Annotated in this window: 10 protein-coding genes; all 10 read left to right on the top strand. The window is 41.1% G+C overall.

What is annotated here, in order from left to right:
* Positions 1–16: 16 nt before the first annotated feature.
* The 10 genes from VB620_RS01690 (at position 17) to VB620_RS01645 (ending at position 25,328) form a co-directional block, all read left to right on the top strand.
* On the top strand, positions 17–2,494 hold the full coding sequence (locus VB620_RS01690) for an S-layer family protein (protein ID WP_323194399.1): 2,478 nt from the start codon (positions 17–19) through the stop codon (positions 2,492–2,494).
* A 193-nt stretch (positions 2,495–2,687) separates the two neighbouring features.
* Positions 2,688–5,141, top strand: a complete 2,454-nt coding sequence (locus tag VB620_RS01685; RefSeq protein ID WP_323194398.1) for an S-layer family protein — start codon at positions 2,688–2,690, stop codon at positions 5,139–5,141.
* Positions 5,142–5,185: 44 nt separating this feature from the next.
* Entirely contained in the window at positions 5,186–7,660 is a 2,475-nt protein-coding gene (locus VB620_RS01680; protein WP_323194397.1) for an S-layer family protein, read from the top strand.
* Between the two features lie 28 nt (positions 7,661–7,688).
* Entirely contained in the window at positions 7,689–10,169 is a 2,481-nt protein-coding gene (locus tag VB620_RS01675) for an S-layer family protein (RefSeq protein WP_323194396.1), read from the top strand.
* A 44-nt stretch (positions 10,170–10,213) separates the two neighbouring features.
* Positions 10,214–12,745 carry an S-layer family protein gene (locus VB620_RS01670; protein WP_323194395.1) on the top strand — a complete coding sequence of 844 codons (2,532 nt, stop codon included), beginning with the start codon at positions 10,214–10,216 and terminating at the stop codon, positions 12,743–12,745.
* Between the two features lie 44 nt (positions 12,746–12,789).
* Positions 12,790–15,273: an S-layer family protein gene (locus VB620_RS01665; RefSeq protein ID WP_323194394.1), complete on the top strand. Its 2,484-nt coding sequence runs from the start codon at positions 12,790–12,792 to the stop codon at positions 15,271–15,273.
* Positions 15,274–15,316: 43 nt separating this feature from the next.
* Positions 15,317–17,773 carry an S-layer family protein gene (locus tag VB620_RS01660; protein ID WP_323194393.1) on the top strand — a complete coding sequence of 819 codons (2,457 nt, stop codon included), beginning with the start codon at positions 15,317–15,319 and terminating at the stop codon, positions 17,771–17,773.
* A 44-nt stretch (positions 17,774–17,817) separates the two neighbouring features.
* Positions 17,818–20,277 carry an S-layer family protein gene (locus VB620_RS01655; protein WP_323194392.1) on the top strand — a complete coding sequence of 820 codons (2,460 nt, stop codon included), beginning with the start codon at positions 17,818–17,820 and terminating at the stop codon, positions 20,275–20,277.
* 43 nt (positions 20,278–20,320) lie between these two features.
* On the top strand, positions 20,321–22,810 hold the full coding sequence (locus VB620_RS01650; RefSeq protein WP_323194391.1) for an S-layer family protein: 2,490 nt from the start codon (positions 20,321–20,323) through the stop codon (positions 22,808–22,810).
* Positions 22,811–22,853: 43 nt separating this feature from the next.
* Positions 22,854–25,328 (top strand): two-partner secretion domain-containing protein, encoded by a 2,475-nt coding sequence (locus VB620_RS01645; protein ID WP_323194390.1) that lies wholly within the window; start codon positions 22,854–22,856, stop codon positions 25,326–25,328.
* Positions 25,329–25,543 lie beyond the last annotated feature (215 nt).

The raw sequence follows: 25,543 nt of genomic DNA, 5'->3' as shown, positions 1-25,543 counted from the left end.
AATGGAAATGGTGTAAATGAAGTTAACTTTTGTGTGCTTGGGTTTAATCAGTGGAATTTTAACAGGTGGGATAATTTTCCCTGCAAATGCTCAAGTCACATCAGATGGTACAACTAACACCATTGTCAACCCAAATGGTAATAATTTTAATATTCTCAATGGTATAGAAAAAGGTAATAATTTATTTCATAGTTTCAGTAATTTCTCTCTACCAACAGGCAGTTCAGCCACATTCAATTTAATTAATACACCAAATATTATAACTATCTTTAGTCGGGTTACAGGTGGAAATATTTCTAATATTGATGGCTTGATTCAGACTCTTAATGGTAATAATCCCGCCAGTTTATTTTTAATGAATCCTAACGGGATTGTATTTGGAGAAAATGCCAGTTTGAATATTGGTGGTTCGTTTGTGGGGACAACAGCCAATAGTATTAAGTTTGCCGATGGTGCAGAATTTAGTGCTGTAAATGCTTCCGGAACTCCCTTGCTGACCATGAGTGTTCCTATTGGGTTACAAATGGGGCAAAATTCAGGAGATATTCAAGTACAAGGAAGTGGTCATCAATTGACAGGAGGAGCATTTACCCCTGTAATTCGGGATAATACCCAATCAACCTTAGAGGTGAATTCCGGAAAAGCGATCGCATTAGTTGGGCAAAATGTCACTTTGTCAGGTGGTGTTTTAACTGCTGAAAATGGCAGGATTGAGTTAGGTGCAGTCAAAGCAGGTACAGTTAATATTAATGACGCATCCTCAAACTTGCAGTTAGATTATGATGCAAATATCGAAAATTTTGGAGATATCCAACTTCTAAATCAGTCTTTAGTCGATGCAAGTGGCTTAACCAGTCGTGGGATTCAATTGCAAGGGCAAAATATTAGTCTCAAAGATGGTTCTGTGGCTTTAATTCAAACCACGGAAAGCCAAGCACCGAGTAGTATTCGCGTTCGTGCAACAGGTTATTTAGACCTTTCTGGAGATGTCAGAACAGCACCGGATGTAGGAATTGTGACGGGAGTTATTTCTAGTCGCTTGATAACTGAAAGTTTAGGTCTAGGGAAGGGTGCTGATATTGATGTTTCTGCTGGAGATTTACTACTCAATGATGGAGGTATTGTCCTAGCAAGAAATTATGGTTTCGACTCTGGGGGTAATATTAATGTAAATATTTCCAGAGATATTCAAATTAATCGTGTATCACCGCTAAATCTGATTGCTACTAGTGGAATTGCTACACCTACCTTTGGCTCTGGTCCATCGGGCAATATAAATATCACTGCATCGAACCTAACAATTACAGATGGCGGCTTAATTATTTCTAACAATTTTGGAAAAGGGGATACCGGAAATGTAAATGTGAATGTTTCCAGAACTATAGAAGTTAAGGGTATATATCCAATAACTTTAGCTCCTGCTAATATTAGTTCATCTGTATTTGGCCAAGGTAATAGTGGTTATTTAAATATAAATACATCCAGACTGATTGTAAACAATAGTGGATCTGTTTCTGCTGCCACTCTCAATAGTGGTGCTGGTGGCAACCTCACCATTAATGCTTCTGAATCAATAGAATTTAGTAATGGCAGTATTAGCGCAGCAGCTCCAATTTTACCAATAACTTTGCGTCAAGCATTTGGACTTCCTGATCGCCCTAGTGGAAATGCTGGCAATGCAACCATTAATACTCCTACATTGCAAATAGATAATGGGTCATTAGTTACTGTCAATAATGAAGGATTGGGAAATGGGGGAATTTTAACTATAAATGCAAATTCCTTACGACTCAATAACCAAGGTAAATTAATTGCCAATACCGCTTCTGGGGAAGGTGGAAATATCAACTTGAATCTACAATCTGACTTGATTCTACGAAATAACAGCCTCATTTCTACAGAAGCTCTAGGAACTGGCAATGGCGGTAATATTACTATCAACTCTCCCATCATCGCCGGCTTAGAAAACAGCGACATCATTGCCAATGCAGTACAAGGAAATGGCGGTAATATCCAGATTGCTACTGAAGGTATCTTCGGGTTACAATTCCGCAACGAACTGACTTCAGAAAACGACATTACAGCAAGTTCTGAATTTGGAGTTAGCGGTACTGTACAAATTAATAATATTGGCATTGACCCCAATTCTGGCTTAATAGAACTACCTGCAAACTTAGTAGATTCATCTCAAAAAATTGCCGCAGGTTGTGCAGAGACAAGTGGTAGTAGTTTTATCGCTACAGGGAGAGGAGGAATACCTCAAAATCCCAATCAGGATGTGAGGAGCGATCGCACTTGGTCGGATGTTCGGAATATCTCTGCATTTCAACATAAAACTAGCCCAGTCACAGCCAAAATATCAGAAACTCCAGCACCTTTAGTACAAGCAACTTCCTGGAGACTTAATGCACAAGGAAAAATTGAATTAGTTGCAGATGAATCTATTGCGCCAACACCACAATTATTAACTTGTGCTACGGTTACTAAAAACTAATTTTTGCGGAATTATAAATATAACAGGACTTACGCAAGAATTACCGAGAATCTTGATTTATCGTTCGCGTAACGTGCGCGAAGCGCATACCGCCAAGTCACCCGCGCGCAGCGATGACCGCAAGGGCTGTAGAACGCCAATAAAAAGTAGATTATGCGTAAGTCTTATATAAGTAGGAATGGAGATAGTGTAAATGAAGTTAACTTCTATGTGCTGGGGTTTAATTAGTGGAATCTTGGCAGTTGGGATAATTTTCCCTGCAAATGCACAGGTCATATCAGATGGGATAACTAATACCATTGTCAACCCAAATGGTAATAATTTTAATATTCTTAACGGTATAGAAAAAGGTAATAATTTATTTCATAGTTTTAGTAATTTCTCTCTACCCACAGGTAGTACGGCAATCTTCAACAATAGAGCAAATGTACAAAATATCTTTAGTCGTGTAACTGGCGGGAGTGTTTCCAACATTGATGGTTTAATTCAAGCAAACGGTAGCGCTAATCTGTTTCTGCTTAATCCCAGTGGAATTATTTTCGGTGCAAACGCTCAATTAAATATTGGCGGATCGTTTATTGGCACAACTGCCGAAAGTATCAAATTTGCAGATGGTGTTGAATTTAGCGCAATTAATGCCTCAATTACCCCATTATTAACGATCAATGCTCCCATTGGTTTGCAACTAAGTAGTAATCCTGCAAGCATCAATGTTCAAGGCACAGGACACTCCTTGAGGAATTCCAGTGGACTGGCTCTGTTTCCTCTGGATCGGACTTCCAGTTCTACAAAACTGGGGGTACAACCGGGAAAAACCCTAGCTTTGGTGGGCGGCGACCTACATCTCAATGGGGCAACCCTGCTCGCTGAAAGAGGGCAAGTTGAATTGGGTAGTGTCAGAGGCAGAGGATTGGTCAACCTGATACCAAGCACACGAGGCTATACATTGGGATATGAAGATGGGCAAAGCTTTGGTGATATTCAGCTAACAGAGCGATCGCTATTAGATATTAGCGGAGTCAATGCAGGTGGCGTGCAAATTCAGGGTAGGCAAATTAATTTTACCGATGGTTCTTTGGTACTCGCACAAAATTACGGCAATCTCCCCGGTGGTGATATTCACTTTCAGGCAACGGAGTCCATTGATCTTATCGGCACAACAGCTGATGCTGCAATTCGGAGTGGAGTCCGTAGTGAAGTTCTCGGTATCGGCACAAGTAGTAAAATCAGTGTCATCACTCCCAAGCTCACCCTCAAGCAAGGAGCCGGGTTAAATAACACAACTTTGGGAACAGCTGCCGGTGGGGATATCTACATCGATGCAACAGCGATGGATGTGTCTGGCTTTTCACTGATTAATCCTAGTGTTATTACGATTGTTAGTACCACCACACTCGGCACTGGAAATGCTGGTGATGTTTTTGTTAATGGTAATAATCTACTAATATCAAGCGGTGCTTCACTGTCTTCGAGTACTTTTGGACTTGGTTCAGGCGGTAAAGTGACGATTAGCAACATCAACACCACGGTTACAGGAGAAAGCCCTTCTGGACTTTATAGCAACATTAGCTCCACTACATTTGCAACTGGAAATGTCCAAACCTTGACGCTGGATACTGCCAAATTGCAAATTCTAGATGGAGGTGCGATCGCCGCCACCGCATTTTTTGTAGGTAATGGCGGAGATTTGAGCATCAACGCTACTGACTCCATTCTTGTCAGTGGTCAAGGCCAGGCAAGTAATAGTAGTATTAACGCATCCACCATCCGACCAAATCCCTTCTTACGAGAGCGATTCGGTTTGCCAGATATACTAACAGCAAATGCTGGCAGTGTGAGCATTACCACACCGAACCTAACTTTGACGAATAGTGGGACAGTCAGTGTCACCAGTCAAGGCAGTGGAAATGGTGGCAATACTAGAATCAGTGCAGATCGCATCCAATTAAAAAATCAAGGCTTAATTCAGGCACAGACAGAATCTGGCAATGGTGGTGACATCAACTTGCAAGTAGGCAATTTTTTGCTGATGCGCGATCATAGCAAAATAACTGCAACAGCCGGTGATTCGGGAGATGGGGGTAATATCAAGATTAATGCACCTATTGTTGCTGGGTTAGAAAATAGTGACATTATTGCTAATGCTATTCAAGGGCGTGGGGGTAATATTGCAATTGCCACCCAAGGTATATTTGGCTTAGAATTTAGCGATCAACTTACCCCAGAAAACGACATTACAGCAAGTTCTGAATTTGGAGTTAGCGGTACTGTACAAATTGATAATTTTGGAGTTGACCCCAATTCTGGTCTAGTTGAACTACCTGCAAACTTAGTAGATGCGTCCCAACAAATTGCCGCAGGTTGTGCAGAGACAAGTGGTAGTAGTTTTGTCGTTACAGGGAGAGGAGGAATACCCCAAAATCCCACTCAACAAGTTTGGAGCGATCGCACTTGGTCGGATGTTCGCAATTTGAACCCATATCGTCAAAATAGCCCAGTCACAGCCAAAATATCAGAAACTCCAGCACCTTTAGTACAAGCAACTTCCTGGAGACTTAATGCACAAGGAAAAATTGAATTAGTTGCCGATAAATCCATTGCAACAACACCACAATTATTAACTTGCGCTGCGGTTATCAAAAACTAATTTTTGGGAATCCTAATGTAGAAGTCTAAATGGAAATAGGGTAAATGAACTTAACTTCTGTGTGCTTGGGTTTGATCAGTGGAATCTTGGCAGGTGGGATAATTTTCCCTGCAAATGCTCAAGTCACATCAGATGGTACAACTAACACCCTTGTCAATCAAAACGGGAATAATTTTAATATTCTCAATGGTATAGAAAAAGGTAATAATTTATTTCATAGTTTCAGTAATTTCTCTCTACCAACAGGCAGTTCAGCCACATTCAATTTAATTAATACACCAAATATTACAACTATATTTAGTCGAGTTACAGGTGGGAATATTTCTAACATTGATGGTTTGATTCAGACGCTAAATAGTAATAATTCTGCCAGTTTATTTTTAATGAATCCTAACGGCATTGTATTTGGAGAAAATGCCAAATTGAATATTGGTGGTTCGTTTGTGGGGACAACAGCCAATAGTATTAAGTTTGCAGATGGGACTGAATTTAGTGCCGTGAATCCGGTGGAACCACCGTTATTAACAATGAGCGCACCTGTAGGATTACAAATGGGAAGTAATGCTGGAACAATACAAGTGCAAGGAACTGGACACCAACTCCAACAAAATGGTAACTCTATCCCTCTAGATAGCAGCAATAATCCCACTGGATTACAAGTTAAAACAGGTAATACGCTGTCCCTAATCGGCGGTGTAGTCAACTTTTCTGGTGGCGTTGTCGTTGCAAATGGCGGTGGACATCTGGAAGTGGGCAGTGTTAGCTCTGGCCAAATTGGGCTTAATCCCACAGAACAGGGATGGGTGGGGGATTACTCCTCGGTATCCCAATTTAATGATATCCATTTCGCTCAACAATCCTTACTAGATGCTAGTGGTAGCAATGGCTCAATCCAAGTACAAGGTCGAAACATTAGCTTAACTGAAGGTTCTGTTACCTTAATTCAAAATCTTGGAACACAACCATCTGGTGGGATTTCCGTCAATGCCACGGATTCCATCAAACTAACAGGCAATACAGCCGATGGTCAATTAGGAAGTTTCATCAGAATCTCTAATTCTGGCACGAGTCAGACAGGAAATATTACCGTCTCCGCCGCAGAGTTATCTCTCCAAGATGGGTCAAGAATCGAAAATCGCATATTTTCTAACGCGGATAGTAGCAAAATTATAGTCAAGGTTGCAGGCATCACCGAAATCGATGGTTTTGCCCCTAGTAATCCACGCATTCAATCTGCGATCTCGACTAACACAATTAGTAGTGGTAACGCAGGAAATCTTAAGGTATTAACTGGTAGTTTGAGGCTTTTGAATTCTGGCATTATCGTCTCTGCAACGCTAGCCTCTGGAAAAACTGGAACAATAGAAATTAATGCGAAAGATTTAATAGAAATTGTTGGTAATAATCCCCTCACCCTAGCACAAAGTGGGGTAACTTCAGTCACTATTGGCTCTGGTAATTCCGGTAACGTATTTGTCGATACGTCCAGATTAGTGATTCGAGAAGGTGGATTTTTAGGGTCTAGCGTTCTTGCTACAGGTTCAGCAGGTAACGTAACAGTTAATGCTTCCGAATCCATAGATATCCAAGGTAGAGCCAGTGGCTCTATTATTAATAGCCGCATCGCTTCAAACGCTGAAATTCTCGATCAAATTTCTCAAATATTTTTTAGACTACCTCCAATTCCCAGTGGTAATTCAGGTTCTCTAACAATTAACACGCCATCATTAAATATCACAGATGGGGGATCTGTGAATACTAAAAATGATGGTTCAGGTATTGCTGGAGATGTGCATATTAATACCAACTCTATTTTCCTAGACAATCAAGGTAGTATCACTGCATCAACTGCTTCTGGAAACGGGGGTAATATTAACTTAAATCTCCAAGAAAACTTACTGATGCGTGGAAGCAGTTTGATTTCTGCTACCGCTATGGGTAGTGGGAATGGTGGAAACTTGTCAATTAATGCACCCCTTATTGTAAGTTTAGAAAACAGCGATATTGTGGCGAATGCGCTAGAGGGAAGTGGGGGAAATATCGATATTACAACTGAAGGTCTCTTTGGGTCAGAATATCGCAACGAACTCACCCCAAAAAGTGATATTACAGCAAGTTCTCAATTTGGAGTTAGTGGTACTGTACAAATTAATAATATTGGCATTGACCCCAATTCTGGCTTAGTTAAACTACCAGCAAATATAACAGACCCATCACAGCAAATTGCCGCAGGTTGTGCAAATCAAGGTAGCCGATTTGTTGCTACAGGGAGAGGAGGAATACCCCAAAATCCCAATCAGGATGTGAGGAGCGATCGCACTTGGTCGGATGTTCGGAATATCTCTGCATTTCAACATAAAACTAGCCCAGTCACAGCCAAAATACAAGAAACTCCAGCACCTTTAGTACAAGCAAATTCCTGGCGACGTAATGCGAGCGGAAAAATTGAATTAGTTGCCGATAAATCCATTGCACAAATGCTACAATTATTAACTTGCGCTGCGGTTACTAAAAACTAAAGTGCGAGTCTAAATGGAGATGGTTTGCATGAGAGTAATTGCTATGTATTTAGGTTTGTTCGGTGGAATTTTGGCAATTGGGATAATGTTTCCTGCAAATGCTCAAGTGACATCTGATGGCACAACTAACACCATCGTTAACCCAATTGGGAATGATTTTAATATTATTAATGGGATAGAAAAAGGTAATAATTTATTTCATAGTTTTAGTAATTTTTCTGTGCCTACAGGCGGTTCAGCGACATTCGATTTAATTAATACACCAAATATTACAACTATATTTAGTCGAGTAACTGGTGGAAATATTTCTAATATTGATGGCTTGATTCAGACTCTTAACGGTAATAATCCCGCAAGTTTATTTTTGATGAATCCCAACGGCATTGTATTTGGAGAAAATGCCAGCTTAAATATTGGTGGTTCGTTTGTAGGGACGACGGCGAATAGTATTAAATTTACAGATGGGACTGAATTTAGTGCAGTGAATGGGAATAATTCACCGTTGTTGACAATGAGTGTCCCCGTTGGTTTGCAAATGGGTAATAATCCGACCCCAATCACAGTTCAAGGTACAGGTCATGCCCTAACAGTTGTCAGTAACCTTGCCCCTATCACTAACAATCCTAGTTCCTCAGAATTGAGGGTACAGCCAGGAAAAACTTTGGCATTGGTTGGAGGCAACTTAAATCTCACCGGAGCAACCTTGAATGCACCCCAAGGGCGAGTGGAATTGGGAAGTTTAAGCGGAGTCGGAACTGTCAGTTTGAACCCCATATCCGAAGGTTATCAGTTAGGTTACCAAAGTGGACAAAGTTTTGCAGATATTAATCTCACTCAACAATCCTTGCTGACTGTAGGAGCATTGGCAAGTTTAGGGGCGTTGAATGCTGGTTCAGTACAGTTGCAGGGAAGGAACATTCAACTCAGTGATGGTTCAATTATATTTTCCGAAAATTTGGGAAATGTCGCTGGAGGTGAAATTTTTTTACAGGCTTCGGAAAGGATTGATATTGTTGGTACAACACCCAATGCCCAAATTCGTAGTGGTATTCGCTCAGAAGGGTTGAATACTGGCACAAGTTCATCTATCCATATCCTTACTCCTCACTTAACACTTTCACAAGGTGCAGGAGTCAACGCCAATGCTTTTGGATTAGCTGCTAGTGGCGACATTCAGATTGATGCTGGGACTGTCGAAGTATCGGGATTCACTCCCCTCAATCCCACAGGAGTAACTTCCCTCAGCACAAGTTCCCGAACTACTCAGTCAGCAGGTAATATCTCCATTAACAGTGATAATCTGTTAGTTGCTGATGGAGCAGCCATTTCTTCACTAACATTGGCCAGTGGTTCCACAGGGCAGGTAAACATTCGTAGTCAAAATATTACGATCGCCGGAGACAACCAGGTGGGACTCTATAGCAACATTAGTGCAATCACCTTTGGTACAGGTAATGCCCAAACTTTGACTTTGGATACGAACCGATTAGAATTGCTGAATGGAGGAGCGATCGCAACTACGTCCTTTTTGATTGGTGAAGCTGGAAATTTAAATATTAATGCGACCGAATCTATTCTAATTGACGGCAACAGCCAAGGGAACAATAGCAGTATTAACTCAGCCGTCCTTTTCTCTCCACCATTAATCCAACAGCTATTCAATTTGCCAGATGTTCTCTTAGCAAATGCCGGAACTGTGAATATAACCACCCCAAATCTGACTTTGAGCAATAGCGGTGTAGTCAGTGTGACTAACCAAGGGACAGGGGATGGAGGAAATATCAATATGACTACAGATAATATTCAATTAAGAAATCAAGGCTTAATTCAGGCACAGACAGAATCTGGTAATGGTGGTGACATCAACTTGCAAGTAGGAAATTTGTTACTAATGCGCGATCGCAGTAACATTACTGCAAAAGCCAGTGGTTCGGGAGATGGTGGTAATATCAACATTAATGCACCCGTTATTACCGGATTGGAAAATAGTGACATTATTGCTAATGCTGTAGAAGGAAATGGCGGTAATATCAATATTACGACTCAAGGCATTTTCGGTTTAGAATTCCGCGACCAACTCACAGACGAAAACGACATTACAGCAAGTTCTCAATTTGGTGTGAACGGTACAGTAGACATTAATAATTTTGGCATTGACCTCAATACTGGCTTAATAGAACTACCTACAAACTTAGTAGATTCATCCCAAAAAATTGCCGCAGGTTGTGCAGAGACAAGTGGTAGTAGTTTTGTCGTTACAGGGAGAGGAGGAATACCCCAGAATCCCACTCAGGATGTGAGGAGCGATCGCACTTGGTCGGATGTTCGCAATTTGAACCCATATCGTCAAAATAGCCCAGTCACAGCCAAAATATCAGAAACTCCAGCACCTTTAGTACAAGCAACTTCCTGGAGACGTAATGTACAAGGGAAAATTGAATTAGTTGCAGATAAATCTATTGCGCCAACGCCACAATTATTGACCTGCGCTGCGGTTACTAAAAACTAATTTTTTCGGAATTATAAATATGAATCTAAATGGAGATAGTGTAAATGAATTTAATTTCTGTGTACCTGGGTTTATTCGGTGGAATTTTTGCAGGGGGAATAATTTTACCTGCAAATGCAAATGCACAGGTCAGATCAGATGGCACAACTAACACCATAGTTAACCCAAGTGGTAATGATTTTAATATTATCAATGGTATAGAAAAAGGTAATAATTTATTTCATAGTTTTAGTAACTTCTCTTTACCTACTGGCGGTTCAGCCACATTCGATTTAATTAATACACCCAATATTACAACTATATTTAGTCGAGTTACAGGTGGAAATGTTTCTAATATTGATGGCTTGATTCAGACTCTTAATGGTAATAATTCTGCCAGTTTATTTTTAATGAATCCTAACGGCATTGTATTTGGAGAAAATGCCAGTTTGAATATTGGTGGGTCATTTGTAGGGACGACAGCCAATAGTATTAAATTCAGCGATGGGACGGAATTTAATGCTGTAAATCCGAATCAACCCCCCTTGTTAACAATGAGTGTACCCGTCGGTTTGCAGATGGGGCAGAACTCAGGAGATATTAGCATACAAGGAAATGGACATCAGTTAAGTATTATAAATAGTTTTTTAGCTTTAGAAGCTCGCAATACCGGGTTTGGTTTAAGAGTTAATTCCGGTAATACTCTGGCTTTAATCGGAGGAAACTTGACTTTGAATGGAGGTATTGTTAGCGCTGATGGTGGTCATATTACACTGGGAGCAGTAGCAACTAAAAATGGGAATTCCGCCCAAGTTAAATTGAACAATGTAGGTACGTCTTGGACTTTGGATTATTCACAAGTAGAAGAATTTAAAGATATTAACCTTACGAAACTTGCCTTAGTAGATGCAAGTGGTGTGATTAATGGTTCCATCCAAATTCAAGGACAAACAGTTTCTCTCAAAGACGGTTCCCTTATTGCTTTAGAAAATAAAGGAGAACAACCAGGAGGAGACATTCAAATAAACGCCACCAAGTTATTGGAATTTGCTGATTCTCCTAATGCAAATCCTAAAATAAGTCTTTTCAATAGTTTGATGAATGGCATATTTAATGATGCTACAAGCAGTGGTCAAGCAGGGGATATCATCATTTCAACGGAAGAATTATTAATGCAAAATGGAGGCGGTTTTATCACAAACCGAACATTCACAGAAACTGCTGGAGGTAACATTGTCATAGATAGTAAAGACATCAATATGCTCGGTTCAAGTAGCATAGACTCTGGCGCAATTGTTGCACGGACATTAGGGGCTGGGAATTCAGGAAATGTTACCATAAATACCGAACGGCTAAAAATCCTTAATCAAGGATTTATTGGTGCTGTCTCCACGGCTTTGGGTTCAGGGGGGAATATTACTATTAATACCCAAGAAAAAATAGAATTGATTGCTCCTGACTTCTCTGATTTTGGCTCTGCAGGTATTGGTGCTGGTGCGGTGAGCGAATCAGGCAATGGTGGAAATGTGACGATTAATACAGGTAAATTGATCCTACGGGATGGGATGCTCATTAGTTCCTCTACCTATAGTAATGGTAATTCAGGTTCAATAGTCATCAACGCTTCGGAAGCTTTTGAAATAGGTGGGGCGCGAGTATTGGATAATCAAGATGGTACTACTACTGTCGATGGTAGTATGGTTAGCTCTGCTGTTATTTTTTTAAATCCATTTCTAAGGCAGTTGTTTGGTTTACCAGATGTACTAGGAGGGAATGGAGGTAACATCATAATTAACACACCCCGTCTTAAGTTAGAAGATAATGGGTTAATTACAGTAGGTAATGACGGTACGGGGGATGCCGGAAACATAATTATTAATGCTGAGTCAATTTCTCTTAATAACCAAGGAGAAATTACCGCTACAACTGCATCCGGTGAAGGTGGAAATCTTAATTTGAATTTAAAATCCGACCTGATACTAAGAAATAATAGCTTGATTAGTACTGAAGCATTAGGTACTGGTAACGGCGGTAATATTACTATTAATTCCCCCATCATTCTTGGCTTGGAAAACAGCGATATCATCGCCAATGCAGTTGACGGAAATGGCGGTAATATCAATATCACTACCCAAGGTATATTTGAGCTAAAATACCGCGATCAATTGACTGATGAAAGTGACATTACTGCCAGTTCTCAATTTGGTGTCAAGGGTACTGTGGATATCAACAACTTTGGTGTTGACCCCAATTCTGGTCTAGTTGAACTACCTGCAAACTTAGTAGATTCATCCCAACAAATTGCCGCAGGTTGTGCAGAGACAAGTGGTAGTAGTTTTGTCGTTACAGGGAGAGGAGGAATACCCCAGAATCCCACTCAGGATGTGAGGAGCGATCGCACTTGGTCGGATGTTCGTAATTTGAACGCATATCGTCAAAATAGCCCAGTCATAGCCAAAATACCAGAAACTTCAGCACCTTTAGTACAAGCAACTTCCTGGAGACGTAATGTACAAGGGAAAATTGAATTAGTTGCAGATAAATCCATTGCGCCAACGCCACAATTATTGACCTGCGCTGCGGTTACTAAAAACTAATTTTTTCGGAATTATAAATATGAATCTAAATGGAGATAGTGTAAATGAAGTTAATTTCTGTGTACTTGGGTTTGATCAGTGGAATCTTGGCAGGTGGGATGATTTTTCCTGCAAATGCACAAGTCATATCAGATGGTACAACAAACACCATTGTCAACCCAAATGGTAATAATTTTAATATTCTTAATGGGATAGAAAAAGGTAATAATTTATTTCATAGTTTTAGTAATTTTTCTGTGCCTACAGGCGGTTCAGCGACATTCGATTTAACTAATACACCAAATATTACAACTATATTTAGTCGGGTTACAGGTGGAAATATTTCTAATATTGATGGATTGATTCAGACTCTTAACGGCAATAATCCCGCCAGTTTGTTTTTAATGAATCCTAACGGGATTATGTTTGGAGAAAATGCCAAATTGAATATTGGTGGTTCCTTTGTGGGAACTACTGCTACTAGTATTAAATTTGCTGATGGGACGGAATTTAATGGAGTTAATAGCAATACAACTCCTTTACTGACTATGAGTGTACCAATTGGGCTACAGTTTGGTAGCAATCCGGGAACAATTGCCGTTCAGGGAACAGGAAATAATCAGCAATTAGATGGCTCATTTCCTATTTCTGGATTAACCAGTTCCAATGGGTTACAGCTGTCATCTGGAAAAACACTCGCTTTGGTGGGTGGTGATCTTGTCCTAAATGGTAGCTTTCTTTCCGCACCAGGAGGACGAATTGAACTAGGAAGCGTTATTCAAGGCAATACAAATATCAATTTAACTTCTCAAGCATTAACACTTAGCTATCCTCATGACACCCAGAGCTTTGGTAATATTCAGATGAGCCAAGGTGCTGTAGCATCTGTTCGCGGAACAAGTCCAGGATCGATTCAAATTCAGGGAAAACAGATCGATCTTCGGGATGGTTCTTTGGCGGTAGTGCAAAATCTAGGTAGCAAGACTGCGGGGGATATTACCATTAATGCCACAGAATCGCTGCAAGTGATTGGGATGTCCCCAGACTTTCAAAGTTCTAGCGGTATAGTCAATGAAACTCTACAAGCTGGGGCATCAGGAAATATTGCCATTAATACCCCAAAACTCACTATTGATCAAGGTGCGATCGTTATTAACCGTACTTATAGTTCAGCACCAAGTGGTAATGTCGTAGTCGAAGCAAATGAAGTGTCAGTGGGTGGTATTAAACCTGGTAATCCTTCTCCTGCGCCGATATTTGGCGTGTTGATAGCTGCAACTTATGGCAGAGGCCAAGGTGGAGATTTATTGCTTTCTACCGATCGCCTAACAATTTTTGGTGGTGGTAATGTGGGTACGAGAAGCTTTCTCGCTGGTAATGGTGGCAATGTTAAGATTCGTGCCGATACTGTTCAGGTATCAAGTTTGAATACCCTGCCAGGATCTTTATTGATTAGTCTCTTATCAGCTAATACTTTTGGCTCTGGGAATGCTGGCGATCTTCAGCTTGATACTCGCACACTGTCGATTCAAGATGGGGGTTTAGTTTCAGTTTCTACTGTGAATTTTGGGAACGCTGGCAACCTCACGATTAATGCCTCTGAGTCAATTGATGTAAGTGGGATAAAAGACTCGCAAAATCCCAGCTATATTGGAGCGATCGCCCGTCCATCCACTGTGTTCACACCTGCTGGTATTAGTGATAATAGCAACTCTACTGCCAAAGCTGGTAGCGTCACCATCAATACTCCTAAATTAACCGTTCGCAACCAGGGAACAGTTTTTGCTCAAAACCAGATTCTAGGTGATGCCGGAACTTTAACAATTAACGCAGATATCTTACATCTTGACAATGGCGGTAGTCTTTCGGCATCTACAAAAGTAGGTGAAGGCGGTAACATCAACCTGCAACTGCGCGATCGCTTACTCATGCGTCATGATAGTTTGATCAATGCCGAAGCTGGTGGTACAGGCAATGGTGGCAATATCAACATCAATGCACCCGTTATTACCGGATTGGAAAACAGCGACATTATTGCTAATGCTGTAGAAGGAAATGGCGGTAATATCCAAATTACAACCCAAGGTATTTTTGGCTTAGAATTTAACGATGAATTAACTCCTCAAAGCGACATTACAGCAAGTTCTCAATTTGGTGTGAACGGTACTGTACAAATTGATAATTTTGGCATTGACCCCAATTCTGGTCTAGTTGAACTACCTGCAAACTTAGTAGATGCGTCCCAAGAAATTGCCGCAGGTTGTGCAGATACCAGTGGTAGTAGTTTTGTCGTTACAGGGAGAGGAGGAATACCCCAAAATCCCACTCAGGATGTGAGGAGCGATCGCACTTGGTCTGATGTCCGTGATATCTCTGCATTCCAACATAAAAATAGCCCAGTCACAGCCAAAATATCAGAAACTCCAGCACCTTTAGTACAAGCAACTTCCTGGAGACTTAATGCACAAGGAAAAATTGAATTAGTTGCCGATAAATCCATTGCAACAACACCACAATTATTAACTTGCGCTGCGGTTACCAAAAACTAATTTTTGGGAATTATAAATATGAATCTAAATGGAGATAGTGTAAATGAAGTTGATTTCTGTGTACTTGGGTTTGATCAGTGGAATCTTGGCAGGTGGGATGATTTTTCCTGCAAATGCTCAGGTGAAATCAGATGGAACAACTAATACCATCGTCAACCCAAGTGGGAATAATTTTAATATTCTCAATGGTATAGAACAAGGTAATAATTTATTTCATAGTTTTAGTAATTTCTCTTTACCTACAGGCAATTCAGCGACTTTTGATTTAATTAATACACCAAATATTACAACTATATTTAGTCGGGTTACAGGTGGGAATATTTCTAACATTGATGGTTTGATTCAGACGCTAAATACTAGTAATCCAGTAAGTTTATTTTTGATGAATCCCAACGGCATTGTATTTGGAGAAAATGCCAGTTTGAATATTGGTGGTTCGTTTGTGGGGACAACAGCGAATAGTATTAAGTTTGCTGATGGGACGGAGTTTAGTGCAGTGAATCCGGTGGAACCACCGTTATTAACGATGAGCGCACCTGTAGGATTGCAAATGGGAACTAATGCGGGTGCAATTAATGTCCAAGGGGCAGGACACAATGCTCAGTTAAGTTCTTCATCTCGTATTTCTGGATTGAACCTTGATTCACTTGGATTGCAAGTGCAACCTGGAAAAACGCTGGCATTAGTGGGTGGGAATGTTGCCTTGGAAGGAGGGTTACTCACCGCACCAGGAGGACGAATAGAACTAAGTAGTATTACTAGCTCAAGCGTCGCCCTGAATTCCATCCCTCAAGGATTCGACTTAACTTATCCCAATGCTTTGAGTTTTGGCGATATTCAGATCACCCAAGAAGCCTTAGCATCTACAAGCGACTTCACTGGGAAAAGTGGAGGAGACATCCAAATTCAGGGGAAACAAGTCAATATCCGAGATGGTTCGCTGATATTAGTACAAAATCTCAGCAACGAAACTGCTGGTGATATTGCCATCAATGCCACAGAGTCCCTCGACATCATCGGCAAGTCTGCTGATTTTAATAGTTCTAGCAGTTTAATTAATGAAACTATTTCTTCTGGTGCTGCTGGCAATATTATCGTTACCACACCAAAATTGAATATTGATCAGGGTGGATATATATTAAGCCGTACTTTTAGTGCAGCACCAGGTGGCAATATTGCACTCAATACTCATCAAATACAGGTCAATGGTTTTGCCTCTGGCGACCCTTCTCCTTTTCGATCTGTTAGCCAGATATTAGCTGCTTCTTTTGGGGCTGGTAACGGTGGAAATGTTGCCATCTCCACTCAACATCTCTCTATTTTAGCTGGTGCTAATGTGGCAGCAAGACCTTTCTCTTCAGGTAATGGCGGCGATGTTACCGTCAAGGCAGATACTATTCAGGTGACAAATGAGGGAGCGCCAGCCGGTCTTTATTTTAGTCTATTGTCTGCTGCCACATTCGGGCTTGGTAATGCAGGTAATTTGAAAATTGATACCCGTACACTTTCAGTTCAAGCTGGCGGTAGAGTATCTGCTTCTAGCATAGTTTTAGGAAATGCGGGTTCACTGACTATCAATGCGTCTGAATCTATTGATGTTAATGGTATAGAAGATGCAGAAAATCCCAGCTATATTGGTACGGCCGTTCGTTCTGTTTTTGGAGTTTCTAGGGCTAATTCAGGTGCCACAACAATTAACACATCTGTTTTGAATATCACTAATGGGGCAACGGTTTTTGTTGATAATCTTGGACTTGGTGATGCTGGTGCTTTAAATATTAATGCGAATACTTTGGGACTCGACAATGGGGCAAGCATTTCAGCATCCACAAACGCAGGTGAAGGTGGTAATACTAATTTGCAACTGCGGGATATACTACTGATACGTAATGATAGTTTTATTAGTGCAGAAGCTGGTGGCAGTGGTAATGGCGGCAATATTACGATCAATGCTCCGATTATTGTGGGTTTAGAAAACAGTGATATTATTGCCAATGCCGTGCAAGGAAGGGGTGGCAATATTGAAATTACCACTCAGGGTATTTTCGGCTTAGAATACCGTTCCCAACTCACCCCAAAAAACGACATCACAGCCAGTTCTCAATTTGGACTTAGCGGTACTGTTGATATTAATAATATTGGCGTTGACCCCAATTCTGGCTTAATAGAACTACCTACAAACTTAGTAGATTCATCTCAACAAATTGCCGCAGGTTGTGCAGATACCAGTGGTAGTAGTTTTGTTGCTACAGGGAGAGGAGGAATACCCCAAAATCCCAATCAACAAGTTTGGAGCGATCGCACTTGGTCGGATGTTCGCAATTTGAACCCATATCGTCAAAAAAACCCAGTCATAGCCAAAATATCAGAAACTCCAGCACCTTTAGTAAAAGCAACTTCCTGGAGACTTAATGCACAAGGAAAAATTGAATTAGTTGCCGATAAATCCATTGCAACAACACCACAATTATTAACTTGCGCTGCGGTTACCAAAAACTAATTTTTGGGAATCCTAATGTAGAAGTCTAAATGGAAATGGGGTAAATGAACTTAACTTCTGTGTGCTTGGGTTTGATCAGTGGAATCTTCGCAGGTGGGATAATTTTCCCTGCAAATGCACAGGTCACATCTGATGGCACAACTCATACCACTGTTAATCAAAGTGGGAATAATTTTCATATTATTAATGGGATAAAAAAAGGTAATAATTTATTTCACAGTTTTAATGATTTCTCTATACCCACAGGTGGTTCAGCCACATTCGATTTAATTAATACACCCAATATTAAAACTATCTTTAGTCGAGTTACAGGTGGAAATGTTTCCAACATTGATGGCTTGATTCAAACTCTTAATGGTAATCATCCTGCCAGTTTATTTTTAATCAATCCCAACGGGATTATATTTGGTCAAAATGCCCGTTTAGATATTGGTGGCTCGTTTGTGGGAACGACAGCAAATAGTATTAAGTTTGCCGATGGAATAGAGTTTAGTGCCATTAATCCCAGTGCCTCGGCCTTGTTGACAATGAGTGTACCAATCGGACTTCAGTTGGGTCAAAGTCCAGCCGATATTCAAGTTAATCAAAATGGCCATACCCTGTCTCAACCTGTTCCCAGAATTTTCCCTTTTCCCACCACCCGCGATCGCAATAATCTCGGTTTAACGGTCAATCCAGGCTATACAATGGCTCTGATCGGTGGGAATATTTTCCTCAATGGTGGTATTTTAACCGCAGAATCGGGACGGATTGAATTAGGTAGTGTCAGTCAGGGCAATATTGGTATCAATCCTGACACCCAAGGATTTGCCTTTGACTATGGACAGACCAATCATTTTGGCAATATCCAATTATCACAACGCGCCCTATTGGATGTGAGTGGCGCGCCTAGTGGTTCTATCCAACTTCAAGGTGACAATATTTTTCTCAGGGATGGTTCTACAATTTTTGCTCAAAATCAGGGAGTTACAGCAGGTGGAATTCTTCAGATCAGCGCCCAAGACATGATTGAAATTTCGGGATTTTCAACCACCATTCCCAGCACCTCCTTAATCCAAAGTGAGACCCTTGGACTCGGTAAAGGCAATGATGTAATTGTTTCGGCTAAACATCTATCAATCCAAACAGGCGGGCAAATTCTTAATTTCAGCTATAGTAGTGCGCCCACTGGCAAAACCACCATTAATACTTCTGAATCCTTGATTTTATCAGGTTTTGCCCCTCCTTTTCCCACCCAAGCTAGTGCCATTGTTTCCCAAAATTTTAGTAGTGGATTTATCAATCCCATCAGCATATTTACCGGACAGCTAGAGATTTTAGAGGGTGGAACTTTGAGTTCTGTGGTTTTGGGTTCTGGTAAAGGTGGGGATGTAAATGTAATTGCCAAGTCTATTGGAATAACAGGTATTAATCCCTTAGCACAATTACCTAGTACACTGGCAACCACAACTTTTACATCAGGGAATGGGGGACATCTGCGAATTGATGCGGGAACAATTCTTGTTCGTGATGCCGGACTGACTGCCAACACATTAGCAGCAGGTAACGCTGGTAATATGGTACTCCATGCCTCTGAGTCTATCACCATCACAGGTGAAGACAGTCGTATTGCTTCTAGTGCGGTGAGGTTGTCACCATTGTTCCAAGCCCTGTTTGGATTGCCAGAACTGCCTACGGGTAATTCAGGAAGTGCAGAAATTACAACGCCTCGGCTAAGTATTAGTGACGAAGGAGTGATTGGTGTCAGAAATGAAGGGCCAGGAGATGCTGGTAACTTACTGCTGCGAGCCAATAGGATTAATTTAGAAACAGGTGGTATGATATCCGCCGCCACCAATTCTGGAGAGGGAGGGAATATTGCGATCGCATCCGATATCATTTTAATGCGCTCTGGTAGTAGTGTTACAGCAACCGCAGGTGGTATTGGCAATGGCGGTAACTTATCCATTGATGCTCCCATTATTGTCGGTTTGGAAAACAGTGACATTATCGCCAATGCTGTTAATGGTAATGGTGGTAACATTAACATTACTACTCAGGGTATTTTCGGCTTAGAATACCGTTCCCAACTCACCCCAAAAAACGACATAACAGCCAGTTCTCAATTTGGAGTTAGCGGTACTGTTGATATTAATAATATTGGCGTTGACCCCAATTCTGGCTTAATAGAACTACCTACAAACTTAGTAGATTCATCTCAACAAATTGCCGCAGGTTGTGCAGAGACAAGTGGTAGTAGTTTTGTTGCTACAGGGAGAGGAGGAATACCCCAAAATCCCAATCAACAAGTTTGGAGCGATCGCACTTGGTCTGATGTCCGTGATATCTCTGCATTCCAACATAAAAATAGCCCAGTCACAGCCAAAATATCAGAAACTCCAGCACCTTTAGTACAAGCCACTTCCTGGCGACGTAATGCACAAGGAAAAATTGAATTAGTTGCAGATAAATCCATTGCACCAACACCACAATTATTAACTTGCGCTGCGGTTACTAAAAGTTAATTTTTGGGAATCCTAAGTACAAGTCTAAATGGAAATGGTGTAAATGAACTTAACTTCTGTGTGCTTGGGTTTGATCAGTGGAATCTTGGCAGGTGGGATAATTTTCCCTGCAAATGCACAAGTCGCATCAGATGGGAAAACCAATACCATTGTCAACCCAAATGGTAATAATTTTAATATTCTTAACGGTATAGAACAAGGTAATAATTTATTTCATAGTTTTAGTAATTTCTCTTTACCTACAGGCAATTCAGCGACTTTTGATTTAATTAATGCACCAAATATTACAACTATATTTAGTCGGGTTACAGGTGGAAATATTTCTAACATTGATGGATTAATTCAAACACTAAATAGTAGTAATCCAGTAAGTTTATTTTTGATGAATCCCAACGGCATTGTATTTGGAGAAAATGCCAGTTTGAATATTGGTGGTTCGTTTGTGGGGACAACAGCGAATAGTATTAAGTTTGCTGATGGGACGGAGTTTAGTGCAGTGAATCCGGTGGAACCACCGTTATTAACGATGAGCGCACCTGTAGGATTGCAAATGGGAACTACTAATGCGGGTGCGATCGCAGTACAAAATAGTGGACATCGCATCACCAGTAGATTCTTTGCTCCTGCTGATCGCAGCCAAAATCCCATCGGATTACAAGTTGGCGCAGGCAATACCTTAGCATTGATTGGCTCAGGTGTGAACTTCTTTGGTGGTGTTGCAAGCACGGATGGAGGAGGACATCTGGAAGTGGGGAGTGTTAGTGATGGGTTAGTTAAACTTAACTCCACAACAGCAGGGTTGGTTGGTGATTATTCAACAGTTAATAACTTTAACGATATTCATTTGGCGCAACAATCTTTGTTAGATGCTAGCGGTAGCGGTGGCTCAATTCAATTACAAGGACGGAATATTAGCTTTACAGAAGGTTCTGCCGGTTTGCTACACAACTTTGGCATCCAACAACCATCTCATGGCATTACCATCAAAGCTACTGAGGATATTAGTCTCACCGGAAATACATCCGATGGCAAATTAGAAAGTCTCATCCAAATTGACAACTTAGGCATTACACCATCAGGGGATATTAACCTTTCTGCACGGTTACTACTGAAAGATGGGGCAAGCATCCGTAACTGGACATTTACACCCGTAAATGGTGGCAATATTACAGCAAATGTTATGAATATGATTGATATTGATGGCTTTGCCCTTGCTAATCCCATTGTTTCAACCTCAATCAGTTCCGTCACGTTAAACTCAGGTACAGCAGGTGATATTAACCTCTCAGCTGGTAACATGAGAATTATGAATAGTGGCACTATTATTACTACATCTCAAAGCTCAGGGCAGGCTGGAATTTTACGATTTGATCTTGCAGATTTGCTTGAAATTGCTGGTAATAACCCCTTTACAGCATTCCCAAGTTCAATAAGTTCATCAACTAGCAACACAGGAGACTCTGGTAGCACTTTCATTAATACATCTAGATTATTGATTCGAGATAGTGGCATACTAGGTTCTAGCACTGTGGCTTCCGGTGCAGCAGGTAATGTCAGAATTAATGCTTCAGAATCTGTAGAGGTGAAAGGTAGAGCATTTAACTCAATACTTCCTGCTCGCATTGCCTCAAGTGCCGAAATTCTCGATCCTATCACTCAAGCTGCGCTGAGACTTCCTGCCATTCCCACTGGTAAAGCTGGTTCTCTAACTATAAACACCCCAATATTAAGTATCACAGATGGGGCATTTGTTACTGTCAAAAATGATGGACCCAATAGTGCGGGAGATTTGCAGATTAATGCCAACTCAATTTTCCTCAACAATCAAGGTAGTATTAGCGCATCAACGGCTTCTGGCAACGGTGGAAATGTCAAATTAAACTTGCAAAATTACTTATTGATGCGCCGCGATAGCCAGATTTCCGCAATGGCTAGGGGTCAAGGCAATGGCGGTAACTTGTCAATTACATCACCTGTAATAGTGGGGTTAGAAAACAGTGATATTATTGCCAATGCCGTGCAAGGAAAAGGTGGCAATATTGCCATTACCACTCAAGGTATTATTGGTCTGAAATTCCGTAACACCCTCACCCCTAGGGAAGACTTAACCAACGACATTACCGCTAGTTCCGAATTTAATCTTAACGGTACTGTACAAATTAACAATTTTGGCATTGACCCTAATTCTGGCTTGGTTGAACTACCTGCAAACTTAGTAGATGCGTCCCAAGAAGTTGCCGCAGGTTGTGCAGAGACAAGTGGTAGTAGTTTTGTCGCTACAGGGAGAGGAGGAATACCTCAAAATCCCACTCAGGATGTGAGGAGCGATCGCACTTGGTCTGATGTCCGTGATATCTCTGCATTCCAACATAAAAATAGCCCAGTCACAGCCAAAATATCAGAAACTCCAGCACCTTTAGTACAAGCCACTTCCTGGCGACATAATGCACAAGGAAAAATTGAATTAGTTGCAGATAAATCCATTGCAATAACACCACAATTATTAACTTGCGCTGCGGTTACCAAAAACTAATTTTTCGGAATTATAAATATGAATCTAAATGGAGATAGTGTAAATGAAGTTAATTTCTGTGTACTTGGGTTTGATCAGTGGAATCTTGGCAGGTGGGATGATTTTTCCTGCAAATGCTCAACTAATATCAGATGGTACTACAAACACCCTTGTCAATCAAAACGGGAATAATTTTAATATTCTCAATGGTATAGAAAAAGGTAATAATTTATTTCATAGTTTCAGTAATTTCTCTGTACCAAAAGGCAGTTCAGCGACATTCGATTTAACGAATACGCCTAATATTACAACTATATTTAGTCGGGTTACAGGTGGGAATATTTCTAATATTGATGGTTTGATTCAGACTCTTAACGGTAATAATCCCGCAAGTTTATTTTTAATGAATCCTAACGGGATTGTATTTGGTCAAAATGCCAGTTTGAATATTGGTGGTTCGTTTGTGGGGACAACAGCGAATAATATAAAATTTGCCGATGGTGCAGAATTTAGTGCTGTAAATGCTTCTGAAACCCCTTTACTTACCATGAGCGTACCTGTGGGTTTACAGATGGGAAGTAACTCTGGTGCAATTAATGTGCAAGGTCTCGGACATAGTGTGACACAAGCAGGACCTTTTGCCCCCTATATCTATACAAATAATGGTGGATTACAGGTACAACCAGGCCAAACCATCGCATTGGTGGGTGGAGATATGGCACTCACAGGCGGTATTTTGACCGCACCTGGAGGACGAATTGAGTTAGGTAGCGTGCAAGATGGAATAGTAGGGCTAAATTCGACCGTAAGTGGTTTAACCCTAAATTATAACGGAATTTCTGACTTCAGAAATATACAGTTATCCCAACGAGCGATCGCAGACGTTAGTGGTAGTGGTTCCGCCTCGATTCAGTTACAAGGTCGTCAAATTATTCTCAGTGAAGGTTCAGCCGTTTTTTACGACAATCAGGGCAATACAGATAGCGGCGACATAAATATCTATGCCAGTGAGTTACTGGAATTGAATGGTTTTGATCCTAAAGACAATTTTCGCTCTAGCCTAGCCATACAAACAACCGGAACAGCTGCTGGGGGAAGCATTGGCGTTAACACTCAGCGCTTGCGAATTATTAATGGTGGATTTTTAGTAAATTTACAAGCCAATGCTGTCGGTGGTGGTTCTATTGAAATTCAAGCAACAGATTCTACGGTGCTAGATGCTGTTGATTCTGGAGATGCAAATATTTTGGCCACGGGTCTGGGTACAACCACACTTTCCAGTGGTTCAGGAGGAGATGTGACAATAACTACCCCAAAATTCTCAATTTTTAACGGCGCACTTGCTGTTGCTTCTACTACAAGTAGTGGAACTGGTGGTAATTTTACCCTGAATGCGGATGAGATCAAACTAATTGGTGGAAGTCCCCAGAGGAACCGTAACAGCCTTATTTCTGCATCTAGTTTAGGTTCTGGGACAGCAGGTAGTATTACGCTTAATAGCCGTACTCTCAATCTGCAAGATAGTGGCGAAGTCGCAACCTTTGGTAACGGTACTGGCGACGCGGGTCAAATTATTGTGAATGCCTCTGAATCGGTTGAGGTCAGTGGTAATCTTTCAGGAGCAGCTAATCCCAGTCGAATCAATTCGTCAGTTCAACCCGCACGTCCATTTTTACAGCAATTATTTAACCTTCCTGCGGTTCCCAGTGGCAGTTCGGGGGATGTTATCATTGACACCCCAGCATTGAGGGTCGCTAATCAGGGAATTGTTAGTGTAAAAAATGGTGGTATCGGTAATGCCGGAAACCTGAGAATTAATGCAGATTCAATCTTTCTCGACAATAACGGTAGTTTTACCGCCGCTACTGACAAGGGTGAAGGTGGTAACATTTTTGTACAGAGTAATTCTCTGGTGATGCGGCGGGGTAGCCAAATCTCGTCTGAAGCAGGTGGAATTGGTAATGGTGGCAATATTAGCCTCAATTCTTCCATTATTCTTGGCTTAGAAAACACCGATATCATTGCCAATGCAGTTCAAGGTAACGGTGGAAATATTGATATCTCTACCCAAGGTTTATTGGGGTTAGAATTTCGCCCACAACTTACCCCAGAAAGCGACATTACAGCAAGTTCTCAATTTGGTGTGAATGGTACAGTAGACATTGATAATTTTGGCATTGACCTCAATTCTGGCTTGGTTGAACTACCTACAAACTTAGTAGATTCATCCCAAAAAATTGCCGCAGGTTGTGCAGAGACAAGTGGTAGCCGATTTGTCGCTACAGGGAGAGGAGGAATACCTCAAAATCCCACTCAACAAGTTTGGAGCGATCGCACTTGGTCGGATGTCCGTGATATCTCTGATTACCAGAGAACAAGCACTACCATAGCTGAAATTTCAAAATCTTCAGCAACTCTCGTTCAAGCCACAGGCTGGCATCGTAATCATCAAGGCCAAATTGAGTTAATTGCAACCCACTCTTCTCTACCAATACAATCGCCTTTGACCTGTTCTGCCATGCCGAATCATCAGTCTTAAAGTCGTTTGTCCTAACTTCCTTGGCGGTTGCTGTATAATGAAATTCCTTGCGTTGGGATGGGACGTAGGCAATCAACCAGCTTACATTTTACCAAAAAACTGGGTCTAAAGCCTCGCCGTTCTACGGCGACTTTTATATGATATAATTTGTTGCGTATAAGTTTTCCACGTAAAATGATTGTCTTAGAGTTCAAAGCCAAAGGGAAAACAACTCA

It is taken from the genome of Nodularia harveyana UHCC-0300 (assembly GCF_034931085.1).
GTDB classification, from domain to species: Bacteria; Cyanobacteriota; Cyanobacteriia; order Cyanobacteriales; family Nostocaceae; genus Nodularia; species Nodularia harveyana.
Note: the sequence above shows the minus strand (reverse complement) of the source record. Positions and strands in the feature narration are given on the sequence as shown.

Excerpts from the sequence above, each read along its gene's own strand:
- VB620_RS01690 (WP_323194399.1), top strand. The coding sequence starts at position 17 with ATGAAGTTAACTTTTGTGTGCTTGGGTTTAATCAGTGGAATTTTAACA.
- VB620_RS01685 (WP_323194398.1), top strand. The coding sequence starts at position 2,688 with ATGAAGTTAACTTCTATGTGCTGGGGTTTAATTAGTGGAATCTTGGCA.
- VB620_RS01680 (WP_323194397.1), top strand. The coding sequence starts at position 5,186 with ATGAACTTAACTTCTGTGTGCTTGGGTTTGATCAGTGGAATCTTGGCA.
- VB620_RS01675 (WP_323194396.1), top strand. The coding sequence starts at position 7,689 with ATGAGAGTAATTGCTATGTATTTAGGTTTGTTCGGTGGAATTTTGGCA.
- VB620_RS01670 (WP_323194395.1), top strand. The coding sequence starts at position 10,214 with ATGAATTTAATTTCTGTGTACCTGGGTTTATTCGGTGGAATTTTTGCA.
- VB620_RS01665 (WP_323194394.1), top strand. The coding sequence starts at position 12,790 with ATGAAGTTAATTTCTGTGTACTTGGGTTTGATCAGTGGAATCTTGGCA.
- VB620_RS01660 (WP_323194393.1), top strand. The coding sequence starts at position 15,317 with ATGAAGTTGATTTCTGTGTACTTGGGTTTGATCAGTGGAATCTTGGCA.
- VB620_RS01655 (WP_323194392.1), top strand. The coding sequence starts at position 17,818 with ATGAACTTAACTTCTGTGTGCTTGGGTTTGATCAGTGGAATCTTCGCA.
- VB620_RS01650 (WP_323194391.1), top strand. The coding sequence starts at position 20,321 with ATGAACTTAACTTCTGTGTGCTTGGGTTTGATCAGTGGAATCTTGGCA.
- VB620_RS01645 (WP_323194390.1), top strand. The coding sequence starts at position 22,854 with ATGAAGTTAATTTCTGTGTACTTGGGTTTGATCAGTGGAATCTTGGCA.